This window comes from Halomonas sp. SCS19, assembly GCF_040147015.1.
GTDB lineage: Bacteria > Pseudomonadota > Gammaproteobacteria > Pseudomonadales > Halomonadaceae > Halomonas > Halomonas litopenaei.
The window spans coordinates 4,700,907-4,714,146 of the sequence record NZ_JAMSHN010000001.1 but is presented as its reverse complement, the minus strand read 5'-3'; the positions used below and the strand labels follow the sequence as shown (position 1 = coordinate 4,714,146).

The 13,240-nt window shown below is 65.5% G+C and carries 10 protein-coding genes; 7 read left to right on the top strand and 3 right to left on the bottom strand.

Annotated features, from left to right (window positions below):
• Window positions 1-14 precede the first annotated feature (14 nt).
• Window positions 15-1,703 (bottom strand): intermembrane transport protein PqiB, encoded by a 1,689-nt coding sequence (pqiB, locus tag NFH97_RS20390; RefSeq protein ID WP_083970576.1) that lies wholly within the window; start codon window positions 1,701-1,703, stop codon window positions 15-17.
• The gene (locus NFH97_RS20385; RefSeq protein ID WP_108447839.1) at window positions 1,700-3,139 is read right to left on the bottom strand and encodes a PqiA/YebS family transporter subunit; all 1,440 of its coding nucleotides are present in this window, start codon (window positions 3,137-3,139) and stop codon (window positions 1,700-1,702) included. Before NFH97_RS20385 ends, pqiB begins: the two co-directional genes overlap by 4 nt.
• 170 nt (window positions 3,140-3,309) lie before the next feature.
• Here NFH97_RS20385 and NFH97_RS20380 point away from each other — a divergent pair, with 170 nt between their 5' ends.
• The 6 genes from NFH97_RS20380 to NFH97_RS20355 all read left to right on the top strand — a co-directional run bounded on the left by NFH97_RS20380 (window position 3,310) and on the right by NFH97_RS20355 (window position 11,645).
• Window positions 3,310-4,299 carry a calcium/sodium antiporter gene (locus tag NFH97_RS20380; protein ID WP_287164502.1) on the top strand — a complete coding sequence of 330 codons (990 nt, stop codon included), beginning with the start codon at window positions 3,310-3,312 and terminating at the stop codon, window positions 4,297-4,299.
• Window positions 4,300-4,605: 306 nt separating this feature from the next.
• The gene (locus NFH97_RS20375) at window positions 4,606-6,015 is read left to right on the top strand and encodes a cytochrome ubiquinol oxidase subunit I (protein ID WP_108133772.1); all 1,410 of its coding nucleotides are present in this window, start codon (window positions 4,606-4,608) and stop codon (window positions 6,013-6,015) included.
• 4 nt (window positions 6,016-6,019) lie between these two features.
• Window positions 6,020-7,018, top strand: coding sequence for a cytochrome d ubiquinol oxidase subunit II (cydB, locus tag NFH97_RS20370; RefSeq protein WP_108133771.1), 999 nt, complete (start codon window positions 6,020-6,022; stop codon window positions 7,016-7,018).
• On the top strand, window positions 7,011-8,813 hold the full coding sequence (cydD, locus tag NFH97_RS20365) for a thiol reductant ABC exporter subunit CydD (protein ID WP_349625519.1): 1,803 nt from the start codon (window positions 7,011-7,013) through the stop codon (window positions 8,811-8,813). The genes cydB and cydD overlap by 8 nt, the downstream gene beginning before the upstream one ends.
• Complete coding sequence (gene cydC, locus NFH97_RS20360; RefSeq protein WP_349625463.1) at window positions 8,797-10,602, top strand: thiol reductant ABC exporter subunit CydC; 1,806 nt, start codon at window positions 8,797-8,799, stop codon at window positions 10,600-10,602. Before cydD ends, cydC begins: the two co-directional genes overlap by 17 nt.
• 47 nt (window positions 10,603-10,649) lie before the next feature.
• A complete protein-coding gene (locus NFH97_RS20355; RefSeq protein WP_222569082.1) occupies window positions 10,650-11,645 on the top strand; it encodes an adenosine deaminase in 996 nt (331 codons plus the stop codon).
• A gap of 173 nt (window positions 11,646-11,818) precedes the next feature.
• Here the strand turns inward: NFH97_RS20355 and NFH97_RS20350 are convergent, their stop codons facing one another.
• On the bottom strand, window positions 11,819-12,781 hold the full coding sequence (locus NFH97_RS20350) for a cytochrome-c peroxidase (RefSeq protein WP_349625461.1): 963 nt from the start codon (window positions 12,779-12,781) through the stop codon (window positions 11,819-11,821).
• Between NFH97_RS20350 and NFH97_RS20345 the strand changes: the two genes are divergently transcribed.
• Complete coding sequence (locus tag NFH97_RS20345) at window positions 12,780-13,007, top strand: hypothetical protein (protein WP_349625460.1); 228 nt, start codon at window positions 12,780-12,782, stop codon at window positions 13,005-13,007. The two genes, NFH97_RS20350 and NFH97_RS20345, sit on opposite strands and share 2 nt — an antisense overlap.
• Window positions 13,008-13,240 lie beyond the last annotated feature (233 nt).

The window sequence follows — 13,240 nt, the reverse complement described above, 5'->3', positions numbered from 1 at the left end:
CGGGCGGGAGGCGATCAGCGCGGTGCCCGCGGGATCGGGTCCTCGGTCTGGATGCTGTCGAACAGCAGCGCGCGGGGATCGTCGCTGATCTTGCGAGCGGCCGGCTGCAGGTCACGCACCAGACGTTCGACCTCGTTGAGGGTGCGGGTCAGGTCCTGGTAGACGCTGGATTCCGGCGACAGCCCGTCGAGGGTGCGGCGCAGCTCGACCAGGGTCTGGTTGAGGTTGCCGGGCAAGCCCTGGGTCTCGGGGTTGTCGAGCAGGCTGTTCATGCTCTGCACCAGTGAGCGGGCCTGGGTCAGCATCGCCTCTGAGACCTGAAGGTTGCGGTCGAGTCCCGACAGGATAGGCTCGATCTCGAGGCGGTTGAGCTTGTCGAGCAGGGCGGTGACCTGGGCCTGGATCTGGGCAAGGCCAGCCGAGGCGGTGGGGAACACCGGGCGGTCGGCGAAGGTCTCGGCCAGATACTGGCCCTGCAGCTCTTCGTCGATCTTGAGGTCGACGAACAGCGCCCCGGTCAACAGGCTGCCGCTCTTGAGGGTCGCGCGCAGGCCACGCTCGAACAGACGGTCGAAGCGCTCACGCCACTCCTGCAGATCCAGTTCGTTGGCGCCGATGCCCAGCCGCTGGGGTTCGATGCGGATCAGCACCGGGATGGCCAGCTTGTCGCGGTTTTCCGGCTGGGGCGAGGTGAAGTTCCAGGGGACGGCTGCCACGGTACCGATGCGCACGCCACGGAATTCCACCGGGGCTCCGCGGGACAGGCCGCGTACCGTATCCTCGTTGAGCAGCACGTACTCGAGATAGCGATTGAAGGTACCCTGGCGGGCGGCCTCCTCATCGGCATAGAGCTCGTAGGTGGCGTCCTCTTCCGCCTCCTTGCCGGCGGGAACATCGTCGGGCACGCCAAAGGTGACGCCGCCGCCGAGCAGCGCTTCCAGCGACTCGACCTGCACCTGGAAGCCGTCGGAACCGAAGCGCACGTCGATGCCGCTGGTAGCCCAGAAACGGGTGTTCTCGGTGACCAGGGTGTCGTAGGGGCTCTCGATGAAGATGCGGTGGTGCATGCTCTGGGTGGAGACATCGAAGTCGGCCTCCTCGACCCGTCCGACGCTGACCCCCTGGAAGGTGACGGCGTCGCCGACGCTGAGCGAGTTGCCGACCTGACTGACCAGGTTGAGACGCAGCCCCTGGGCGCCAGGTGGTGCCACCGGAGGCTGGTCGCTGACGTCGAATTCGCGGGCATCCACCTCGCTCTGACCCGGCTCGAGCTGGATATAGGCGCCGGAGAGAACGGTGCCGAGTCCGCTGATACCCTCGCGCCCGATGCGCGGCTTGACCACCCAGAAATGGGTGTCCTCGACCAGCATCTTCTCGGCCTGGGGTTCCATCTGAGCGGTGATCTCGACGCCGGAGAGATCGTCGCTGAGTGCTACCGAGGTGACCTTGCCGACCTCCACGTTACGGGTCTTGATCAACGTCTTGCCGGCCTCGATGCCGTCGGCGGATGGCAGGTGCAGCGCGATCTGGGGGCCGCGGCTGGCGTAGTTGTCGTAGACCAGCCAGGCGCCGATCAGCAGTGCCACAAAGGGCACGATCCACACCGGCGACAGCCGTTTCTGCTGGGTCGGCGCGGCGCGGTGCATGTCCTTGCTGGACGGCGCTGGCGGGTTGTCGGGGTGGCGCTTATCGGCGTCACTCATGGTGTGCTTCCTTGTTCATCCGGCGCAGTGCGATGGGGTGAAGGGGCGGCGTCGGACGCCAGGCCCGAGTGGTCGCCGTGCAACCCGTCATCATCCCGGGAGTCCATCGGGTTGCAGGGATCCTCGCTGCCGTCCCACAGCAGGCGAGGCTCAAAACTCATGGCCGCCAGCATGGTGATGATCACCACGCCACCGAAGGCCAGCGCAGCGGGGCCTGGATCGATCGACATCAGCGCACCGGCGCGGATCAGGGCCACCAGGATGGCTACCACGAAGACGTCGACCATCGACCAGCGTCCGATCAGTTCGGTCAATCGGTAGAGCCGCGCTCGCACCACCGAGCGCATGCCCGGTGCCCGCGGCGCCACCAGGCACAGCCAGACCAGCGCCAGCAGCTTGCCGATGGGCACGATGACGCTGGCCACGAAGATCACCAGCGCCACCGGCCAGGACCCGTGACTGACCAGGTAGATGACGCCGCCGATGATGGTCTGCGGGTCCGAGCTGCCGAGGCTGGTGGTGTACATGATGGGATAGACATTGGCGGGGATATAGAGCACTGCGGCGGTGAACAGCAGCGCCCAGGTGGTCTGCAGGCTGCGCGGCCGGCGGGCGTGCAGCTTCTCGCTGCAGCGCACGCAACGGCCATGGCCCTCGCTGTCCAGGCAGTTGATCAGCCCGCAGGTGGGGCAGCCGGTGAGCCCCTGGGAAGCCGCGGTCTCGCCGGTGCGGGTGCCCTCCGGTGCCAGAGGCTCGCCGCTGAGCGAGAACCACAGCCAGTCCTTGTCCAGTGACAGGGTCGTCGCCAGCAGCAGGATGGCGTAGGCGATAAAGGCCCAGAACGACGGTCCGAGGGAAATTTCGGCAAGTCCCGCCACCTTGATCAGCGCCACCATGGTGCCGACGATAAAGACATCGGCCATCAGCCAAGGCGCGATATGGGAAAGTCCGCGGGCCAGGGTGCGGCTATAGGGCAGACGGCGGGGCAGCATCAGGCTGATCTGCAGCCACACCACCGTCAGCAGATAGATCGCCGGCAACACGATGATCGACATCAGCACCACCATGGCGACGATGGGCTGGTGATGCTCGAGCATCTGGGTGGCGGTCTGGGCCACTTCTATTTCGTTGCCGACGCCACGCGTACTGAAGCCGATAAACGGAAAGGACAGGGCCAGCGCCAATGCCACCAGCGATGCCAGCGACAGCGCCAGGCTGCGCTGGGCGGGGAAGGCGTGACGCTTGACCAGGTCGTGACCACAGCGGACACAGTCCGCTTCTTCACCGGGACGCAGCGGCGGCAGCGCCATGATCCAGTCGCACTCGTGACAGGCACGCAGGCGCCGGCGCGACCTGATGCGCACCTCGGGGGGAGGATGCTGGGTGACGGAGGCGTTGCGGATCCGTTCCAGGGGGCCACGTACGGGGGTCGTCACAGTGGTGGGGGGACTCCGGTCTTGAAAGAGGGTTCTGTTCGTCTGCATTTCGTCGCGAATCAGGCGCTGATGGCTTAACAAGCTGATCCTGCGAATTAAATAGTGTGGCACGTTGACGTGGGTGACACCATAGACAAAGATGCGACCGATATCATGGGTGAGGAGTTGACATGTTGCTTCCCGTTTTGGCGGTTCTGGGTGGCCTGGTGGTACTGGTGTGGAGCGCCGAGCGCTTTGTCGAAGGCGCCGCGGCCACCGCTGCGCGGCTGGGACTGTCGCCCTTGCTGGTGGGCATGCTGGTCATCGGCTTCGGGACCTCGGCACCGGAATTGACGGTGTCGGCGCTGTCTGCGGCACAGGGCAACCCGGGGCTGGCACTCGGTAACGCCTATGGCTCGAATATCGCCAACATCGGCCTGATCCTGGGGCTGGTGGCGCTGATCTCCCCGCTGGCGGTGCATTCATCGGTGATTCGGCGCGAGTTGCCGGTGCTCGGTGCCGCCACCCTGGTGTCGGCGTTGATGATGTGGGGCGGGCTTATCTCCCGGCTGGAGGGCGCGCTGCTGCTGCTGGCGCTGCTGGTGTTCATGGTCGCAAGCGTGATCCAGAGCCGGCGCGAGGAAGCCGCCGCCAGGGCGGACGCCCTGGCCACCGATACCGTGCAGGAACTCGATGCTCACCCCATGTCGCTGGGCAAGGGCATCTTCCTTACTCTGCTGGGCCTGGCCCTGCTGGTCGTCAGTTCCCGGCTGCTGGTGTGGGGCGCGGTGGATATCGCCCAGGGTCTCGGGGTGTCCGACGTCATCATCGGGCTGACCGTGGTCGCCATCGGCACATCGCTGCCGGAACTGGCCTCGTCCATCAGTGCCCTGCGTCGCAAGGAGCATGATCTGGTGCTGGGCAACGTGGTCGGCTCCAACCTGTTCAACACCCTGGGGGTGGTGGGGCTGGCCGCCGTCATCGCGCCGATCGAGGCCGGGCGTGAGGTGCTGATGCGAGACTGGTCGTTGATGACCGCCATGACCCTGATGATGGCGGTGTTCGCGTTGGGCTGGAAGGGCCGGGCGGGGCGTATCAATCGGTTCGAGGGTGGCGTCCTGGTCGCCGTCTACCTGGCCTACACCGCCTATCTGGTATCGCTGGTGCTGGGGCAGTCATGACCTGACACCTGGCTAAGTGCCCTTGTCACGGCAAAGGCAAGGCTGGTGGGCGCACAAATGGGTACGTAATCGGCCATGGGTGCGTGCGACAATTGGCCATGGGACAGAGGCCTGCGGGACCTCTATGCTGGGGGCAAGCGGGATCGAAGATGCATGATTGTGCATAGATAGATTGCCAGGCTAGCCGAGCAAGGCTGCGCTCTATCGATTCGATTCCGCTCGGGTTCGATGCTGTCCTGCCAGGGTCGGGTTGTGTTCCCGAGGCAGGGCGGTGCCGTCGGTCATCCCTGCCTCGAGGAGTCGCTCATGGAACTGGATCCCGTGCTTCTGTCACGTATACAGTTCGCCTTCGTCGTATCCTTCCACGCCATCTTCCCCGTCTTTACCATAGGGCTGGCGTCCTATGTCGCTGTCCTGCATGGACTCTTCTACAAGACCGGCAATCCCGCCTGGGATCGACTGGCCGCCTTCTGGGTCAAGGTCTTCGCCGTGGTCTTCGGCATGGGCGTGGTCTCCGGGATCGTCATGGCCTTCCAGTTCGGAACCAACTGGAGCAACTTCAGTCAGGCGACGTCCAACTTCCTCGGCCCCATGCTGAGTTATGAGGTGGTCACCGCCTTCTTCCTGGAAGCCGGCTTCCTCGGGGTGCTGCTGTTTGGGCGTGGCAAGGTGGCCGAGGGGGTTCACCTGTTCGCCGCCATCATGGTCGCGGTGGGCACCTTCATCTCGGCCTTCTGGATCCTGTCCACCAATAGCTGGATGCAGACCCCCGCCGGGGTGGAAATGATCGACGGCCACTTCAGCGTCACCAGTTGGGGCGAGGCCATGTTCAATGCCTCCTTCCCTTATCGCTTTGCCCACATGGCGCTGGCTTCCTTCCTGACCGGCGGCTTCGTGGTGGCCGGCGTCAGCGCCTGGTATCTGCTGATCGGTCGCGACGTCGAGGCCAACCGCAAGGCCCTGTCCATGTGCATGTGGCTGTTGCTGGTGCTGGCGCCGGTACAGGCGGTGGTCGGCGACGCCCACGGTCTCAATACGCTTGAGCATCAGCCGACCAAGGTGGCGGCGATGGAGGCCAACTGGGAGACCCAGTCCGGGGTGCCGCTGCTGTTGTTCGCCTGGCCGGACAAGGAGGCCCAGGAAAATCACTTCGAGATCGGCATTCCGCGCCTGGCCAGCCTGATCCTGACCCATGACCTGGACGGTGAGGTACCCGGGCTCAAGGAGGTCCCGGTAGAGGAGCAACCTCCGGTGTGGTTCGTGTTCTGGTCATTCCGCGCCATGGTCGGCATGGGCATGCTGATGATCGCGGTGGCCTTCACCGGCCTGTGGTTGCGCCGTGGCGGTCGTCTGTACAAGAGTCGTCCCTTCCTGCAGACGCTGAGGCTGATGAGTGTGGCGCCCTTTATCGCGGTGCTGGGTGGCTGGTTTGTCACCGAAGCGGGCCGCGCGCCCTGGCTGGTGTACGGCATGATGACCCAGGCCGAGGGGGTGACGCCGTCGCTCAGTGGCTGGATGGTGCTCGCTACCCTGATCGGCTATGTGCTGGTCTACGCGGTGGTGTTCCTGACCGGGGGCTACTACCTCACCCGGGTGGTGCGCCAGGGCATGCTGGCCGAGGAGCCCCACGACGACGAGGTCGAGACGGCCAAGCGCCCGCTGTCCGCCGCCCACGCCACCCTCGAGGCCGACGCCGGCCGCCAGTTCGGGAGTTGATGACATGGAATTGATCAACCTTTCTGCCATCTGGGCGCTGATCATCGGGTTCGGCGTGATGATGTACATCCTGATGGATGGCTTCGATCTCGGGGTGGGTATCCTCTACCCCTTCGCTCCGGACGAGCACGCCCGGGATGTGATGATGAACTCGGTAGCGCCGATATGGGACGGCAACGAGACCTGGCTGGTGCTCGGCGGGGCGGGACTTCTGGCGGCCTTTCCGCTGGTCTACACCATCCTGCTGCCGGCGCTCTATCTTGGGGTCTTCCTGATGTTGGCCGGCCTGATTTTCCGTGGCATCGCCTTCGAGTTCCGCTTCAAGTCGGTACGTAATCGCCACTGGTGGAACCGTGCCTTCTGCTGGGGCTCGATGGTCGCCACCTTCTGTCAGGGGGTCGTGGTCGGCGCCTACATCGAGGGCTTCGAGGTCGCCAACAATGTCTACGTAGGCGGTCCTTTCGACTGGCTGACGCCTTTCACCGTGATCACCGGCCTTGCACTGATGGCGGGCTATGCGCTGCTGGGGGCGACCTGGACGATTTTGAAGTCCGAGGGGCAGGTGCAGGAATGGGCCTACCGCATCACGCCCAGGCTGCTGGGACTGGTGCTGGCGGGCTTTGCCGTGATCAGTATCTGGACGCCGTTCGTCGACGACTTCGTGCGTGAGCGCTGGTTCGGCCACCTGACACTGTTCTGGGTGTTCCCGGCACTGGCGTTGCTGTGCGCCGCCATGGTGTGGCGTTCGGTGGCCCGTCGCCGTGAGGGCCAGCCGTTCGTGGCTACCCTGGGACTGTTCTTCTTCACCTACCTGGGGCTGGTGGCCAGCAAGTGGCCCTACCTGATCCCGCCGGACATCACCCTGTGGGATGCCGCCTCGGCTCCGGAGAGCCAGCTGTTTCTGCTGCTCGGGGTGCTGTTCGTGATCCCGGTGGTACTGGGCTACACCGCCTGGTCCTACTGGGTGTTCCGCGGCAAGGTAAGAGGGGGCGGCTATCACTAAGTCGTCTGGTGCTGAGTCGTCTCGTCCTGAGTCGTCTCGTTCTGAGTCGTCTCGTTCTGAGTCGTCTCGCGGCGAGGCCACCAGGGCGCGGCGGTGGCTCGACCAGCACACCGGGGCTCAGCGTCGTCCGCTGACCCTGGTCGCGGCCTTCGCGGTGCTGGCAGGACTCGCGGGTGTGGTCCAATGGGTACTGCTGGCCAAGGTGCTGGTACTGGCGATCGAGGGTGAGCGTTCCCTGAGCCAGCTATGGCCCTGGCTTGTCTCTCTACTTGGGCTTCTGGCGCTGCGTGCCGGGGCCGGCTTTGCTCAGGAGTGTCTGGCCCAGCGAGCCAGCCAGCGCCTTCGCCGCGCGGTACGCCACGAGTTGCTCGAGCATCTGTTTGCGCTGGGACCGGTGCGTGCCGGTCGCCATCACAGTGCCGGGCTGGCCCATCGCCTTGTCGAGCAGGTCGAGGCACTGGACGGCTACACCTCACGTTTCTGGGTGCAACTTCGGGTGGTGATGGTGGTGCCGCTGGTCATCTTCGCCATCATCGCCTGGCACAACTGGCTGGCGGCGCTGCTGCTGGCGATCACCGCGCCGCTGATTCCCTTGTTCATGGCGCTGGTGGGCATGGGCGCCGAATCGCTCAATCGCGACCAGTTCGCGGCGGTGACGCGACTGTCCGGGCACTTCGTCGATCGGGTGCGGGGCATCGCCACCATTCGACTGTTCGGTGCCGGCGACAGGGTCACCGACGAGGTTGCCCAGGTCGCCGACGACTATCGCCGGCGCACCCTGAAGCCCTTGCGACTGGCCTTTCTGTCATCGGCGGTGCTCGAATTCTTCTCCTCGGTGGCGATTGCGGCGCTGGCTATCTACATCGGCTTTGGCCTGCTCGGGGACCTGCCGCTGGAGGTGGCCGATTCGCTGACGCTGGCCAGTGGCCTGACCATCCTGCTGCTGGCCCCGGAGTTCTTTCAGCCGCTGCGCACACTGTCCCAGCACTACCACGATCGTGCCTCGGCGCTGGCCGCCGCCCAGGCCCTGACGGAACTGCTCGATGAACCCATCGATCCGTCGCGAGTGTCGCCCGTCTCGGCGCCTGGCGCGACGGAAAGTCCCGCTTCTTCAGTGTTGTCCGGTGGCCAGCTTGTGCGGCTCGAAGGCGCCTGCCTGGATCACCCTGGGCGTGGCCGCGTGCTGGGTCCGCTGGACTTTCGGGTGGACGCCGGTGAAGTGGTGGTGATCAGCGGCCCATCGGGTGCCGGCAAGTCGAGCCTGCTGGCGATGCTGGCGGGGTTTGTCGGGCCTGGCGAGGGCTCGCGCCAATCGGCACCGGGCATCGCCTTTGCCTGGATGGACCAGCGCCCGCTGCTGATCCAGGGCAGCCTCGCCGACAATCTTCGCCTGACGGCGCCGAACGCTGGCGATGACGACCTGCGCACTGCGCTCGAGCAGGCGGGCCTTGAGCCGCTGGTCGCGGCTCTGCCCGAGGGACTCGATACCCGGATCGGCGAAAATGGCCTGGGCCTGTCCGGCGGGCAGGCCCAGCGCCTGGCGCTGGCGCGGGTGTTCCTGAGTGATGCCGCGCTGGTGCTGCTGGACGAGCCGACGGCGAGTCTGGATCGAGAGACCGAAGCGGTACTGATTCGCGGCTTTCGGCGTCTGGCCGGCCAGGGCCGGGCGCTGGTCATCGCCAGCCATCACCCGGCCATCCTGGCCATGGGGGACCGGCGTGTGGAGCTGCTCGATGGGCGAGTCACCGCGAGTGGAAGAGAACAGCAAGAGGTGGCCCATGGCGTCGTCGACTGAGCGCACGGATACGGGATTCGCTGCGGGGATTGCCAGTCTGCGTCCGTGGATCGAAGTGCATGCGTCGTTTCGTCGGCGCCTGGTGCTTGGCGTGGTGCTGATGGTGCTGACCGCGCTGTCGGCGCTGGGGCTGCTGGCGGTGTCGGGTTGGTTCATCACCGCCAGCGCGCTGACCGGCGCGGCCTTGGCCGCGGGTATGGCGGCGACCCTGGACGTCTACACCCCAGGGGCGGGCATTCGTCTGTTTGCGGTGTCCCGTACCGTGTCACGCTACGTCGAACGCCTCTACAACCACGACACCATCCTGCGACTGCTGGCTCGCCTGAGGGCGCGCTGCTTCTCGGGCCTGGTGGCGATGGACGGCGCCAGCCTCGGGGCAAGGCGATCCGGCGACTGGCTCAACCGTCTGACCGCCGATATCGATACCCTGGACGCGCTTTACCTGCGGCTGCTGGCGCCGGCGGCGATGGCGCTGGTGCTGGGGGCGGCGCTGGTAGCGTTGGTAGCGGTGTGGCTGCCCCAGGCCGCGCTGGTGCTGGGTGTCTTACTGCTGTTCGGCTGGAGCTGGCTGACCCTCGGACAGGCCCGCCTGGGTCTTGCGGCCTGTCGTCGCCGCGTCGTCGGGCTGGAGCGACTGCGCTCGGCCATGATCGAAACCCTTGGCGGTCTGAGTGAACTCGAATCCTACGGCGCATTGGCGCGCCGCCGTGGCGAGCTTGAAGCCCTCGAGGACGAGCTGCTGGCGGCTCAGTGGCGACTGTCACTGATCACCGGGTTTGGCAATGTTCTGACGACGCTGGTGATGGGGGGCGCCTGGTGGCTTGTATTGATCGGTGGCCTCGCCGCCTTCGGTGGCGGCCAGTTGGGCGCCGCCGTGCTGGTGATGCTGCCGTTGGCCTCGCTGGCCCTGGCCGAGGGGTTGGCAAGTCTGCCCGCCGCCTTCACCCAGGCCGGCGCAAGCCTCGCCGCCGCCGAGCGGCTCAATGCCATCGACCAGCAGCGTGCAGCGCCTGCAAATGTCTCATCAGACACCACCCGAGCTGTTGCAGTGCACGCTGCGCCTCGAAGCGGGACTGCCGAGTGTGGAGGGCTGGAGGTCTGTGCAACGTCACTGAGCTTTCGTTATCCGCGGGCGCTCGATCAGGCGCTGTCGCCCCTGAGCTTCCGGCTGGCGCCGGGGGAGAGGGCTGCGATCTGTGGCCCCTCCGGCAGTGGCAAGTCGACGCTAATGGCGCTGCTTGCCGGGGAGCTGCGAGGCCACCAGGGTCGCTTGACCCTGGACGGCCAAGTGGTGGAAGCCCTGGACCCGCAGTGGTTGAGCTCCAAAGTGGGCTGTCTGACCCAGCGTGTGGAGCTGTTCGACGCAAGCCTTGCCGAGAACCTGCGGCTGGGGGCCCCCGAGGCGAGCCCGGAGCGGCTGTGGCAGGCGCTTGTTGCGGTAGGCCTGGCCGACTGGGCGCAGGGTCTGCCCGGCGGGCTCGAGACACGCGTGGGGGAAGGGGGGCGACAGCTTTCCGGCGGCCAGGCGCGACGTCTGGGCCTGGCGCGTCTGTGGCTGACCGATCCCGCCCTGGTGGTGCTCGATGAGCCTTATGCCTCGCTGGATGCGGCCACCGCGCGGCGGGTGGCCGAGGGCATCGGCCCCTGGTTGGCCGGACGCACGGTGCTGATGCTGGTGCACCATCATGATCCCGACTCGCCGTCGCCCGGCATGGAGCACATCCCCAGGGCCATCGACATGGCGGCCGGTACGCCATGGCAAGCCGAGGGCGAATGCGTCACCATGTGAACGACGACACCTGATTTCTACGGTTCGATGCCACAGGGCCAGACACCATGACCGACGACTTTCTGACCCGCCTGCCCAAGGCGGAACTGCATCTGCACATCGAGGGTACGCTGGAGCCGGAGCTGATGTTTGCGCTGGCCGAGCGTAACGGGGTCAGCCTGCCTTACGCCGATATCGAGGCGGCCCGACAGGCTTACGACTTCAGCGACCTGCAGTCCTTTCTCGATCTCTACTATCAGGGCATGAGCGTGCTGGTCCGCGCCCGGGACTTCGAGGACCTGGCGATGGACTACTTCCGGCGCGCCGCCGCCGAGGGGGTGGTGCATATCGAGATGCACGTGGACCCCCAGGCCCACCTGTCCCGTGGCGTGGCGCTGTCCGAGGTGATGGAAGGCCTGACGGCCGCCTGCGCCAAGGCCCGCTCCGAGCTGGATATTTCCACCGCCATGATCCTCGCCTTTCTGCGTGATCAGCCCGCCGCCGATGCCATGCAGCTGCTCGAGGACAGCACGCCCTGGCATGACCACTTCAGTGCCGTGGGGCTGGACAGCGCTGAGCGAGGCAATCCGCCGAGCAAATTCCAGGAGGTCTTTGCCCGGGCGCGGGAGCTGGGCCTCGAGCGCGTGGCCCACGCAGGTGAGGAGGGGCCACCGAGCTATATCCGCGAGGCACTGGATGAGCTTCAGGTGTGTCGCATCGACCATGGCGTAAGGGCGATCGAGGACATCGAGCTGATGGAGCGGCTGGCCGACGAAGGCACCGTGCTGACGGTGTGTCCGCTGTCCAATGTGCGCCTGAAAGTGGTGGAACGGCTCGAAGATCATGGCCTGCCGACGCTGATCGACGCAGGACTGGTGGTAACCATCAACTCCGATGACCCGGCCTACTTCGGCGGTGGCATGCGCGACAACTTCGCCGCCTGTCAGCGGGCCTTCGGCTGGTCCAACGAGACCCTCAAGTGGCTGGCCGGCAACGCCATCGAGGCTGCCTTCATGGATGAGGAGAGGAGGCAGGCGCTGAGACAGCGGCTGGTGGAATCCTAGGCCTTGCCGTAAAAGTGCCTGCATTCGCCGACGTTTCAGACAGTGCCTGACGCCGGGACTGGCACGTCAAGCGCCGCCTTGCCCCTTGTCGGGGGAGGCGGCGCTGGCGTTTGCAGGGGGCTATTGGTGATAGTACCGGGTCAGGCCTGGCCCGGGGCTGGATCAGGACTGGATCAGGGCAGAGCAGGCACCGTGACCACCGGTTGCTCTCCTGTCAGGGCATGCAGGAAGCTGACCAGACGTTCGACGGTCGCTTCATCAAGCTCCCGCTTGAGCATCTGCTCGCCCATGATGGGCACGACGTCTTCAAGCGTCTCGGCCGAGCCGTCGTGAAAGTAGGGGTAGGTCAGGGCGACATTGCGCAGTGATGCCGTCCTGAAGGCCTGTCGATCGCTTTCCTCGTTGGTGACCGCGAAGCGCCCGAGATCATCCGATCCCGGCACCTGAATCGGGTGGAACAGGCTGTCGCTGAAGTTGGCGCCGCGGTGGCAGCTGATGCACCCGATGTCCACGAAGTCCTTCATGCCTGCCTTCTGCTGATCGGTCAGAGCTTCCTCGTCACCCAGCAGGTAGCGATCGAGCGGAGCGTTCGGCGTATTCAGCGTGCGCTCGAAGCTGGCGATGGCGTCGGCCAGGTTGCCGGAGGACAGCGGAGCCTCGTCATCGGGAAATGCCGTCTGGAAGTGATCGGAATAGCCGTCGACGGCTGACAGGCGGGCAAGGGCGCCGTCCAGGTCGTGGGCCATCTCGATGCTGTTCTGGATAGGCCCCAGCGCCTGGCCCTCCAGGTCGGGTTCGCGACCATCCCAGAACTGTGAGCCAAGAAAACCCGAGTTGAGCACGGTGGGGGAGTTGCGTTCTCCCACCTGGCCATCGTGGCCGACCGCCGTCGGCAGCCGATCCGTCCAGGCCAGGGCCGGGTTGTGACAGGAAGCGCAGCTGATGTTGCTGCTCTTTGACAGCCTGGGTTCGAAGAACAGCATCTTGCCAAGCGCTACCTTCTCAGCGGTGAGGCTGTTGTCGGCGGGGATGGGGGGAAGTGAGGGTAGCGGGGTGAAATACTGCCGATAGTCCTGTTGCTCGTCGGATTCGGTGTCTGATGTGGTTGCCGCCGACGCCTGGGAGGCGACGGCCATGCTGCAGGCGAGAAAGGTGCCGGTTAAAAAAGTGCCGGTCAAAAAAGTGCCAGTCAATAAAGCGCAGGCAAGAGCAGGGGGGCGGTTGTTGGGCCAAGGTCGCATCATGTATTCCCTTCGTTGCGTCACGTCACGGTTTGCCGTCCAGGCGGGCGAACTGAGCCTGCCGCTGTCCGGCGAGCGACAGCGGGAATCAGTAGCGGCACAGGTTGATGGCGAACCCTGATGCTCAAGGCGTGCTTCATGTCACCAGATGGCACTGAGGCTTGCCCGCGCTGGTGTTAGTAATAGGTGATCCTGTGTGGGCGGCGGCCGCTTTTCAGGCAACGGGCGGGGTGGAAGGTTGCTGAGGCATGATGTCGAAGCGAAAACGTCGGAATCTAAGGTGTTTTCGGCGTGATCGCCGACCGAGGCGAGGAAGAGGTTGAACAGGCCGACGCCGTTTCTTTCAACACAGTT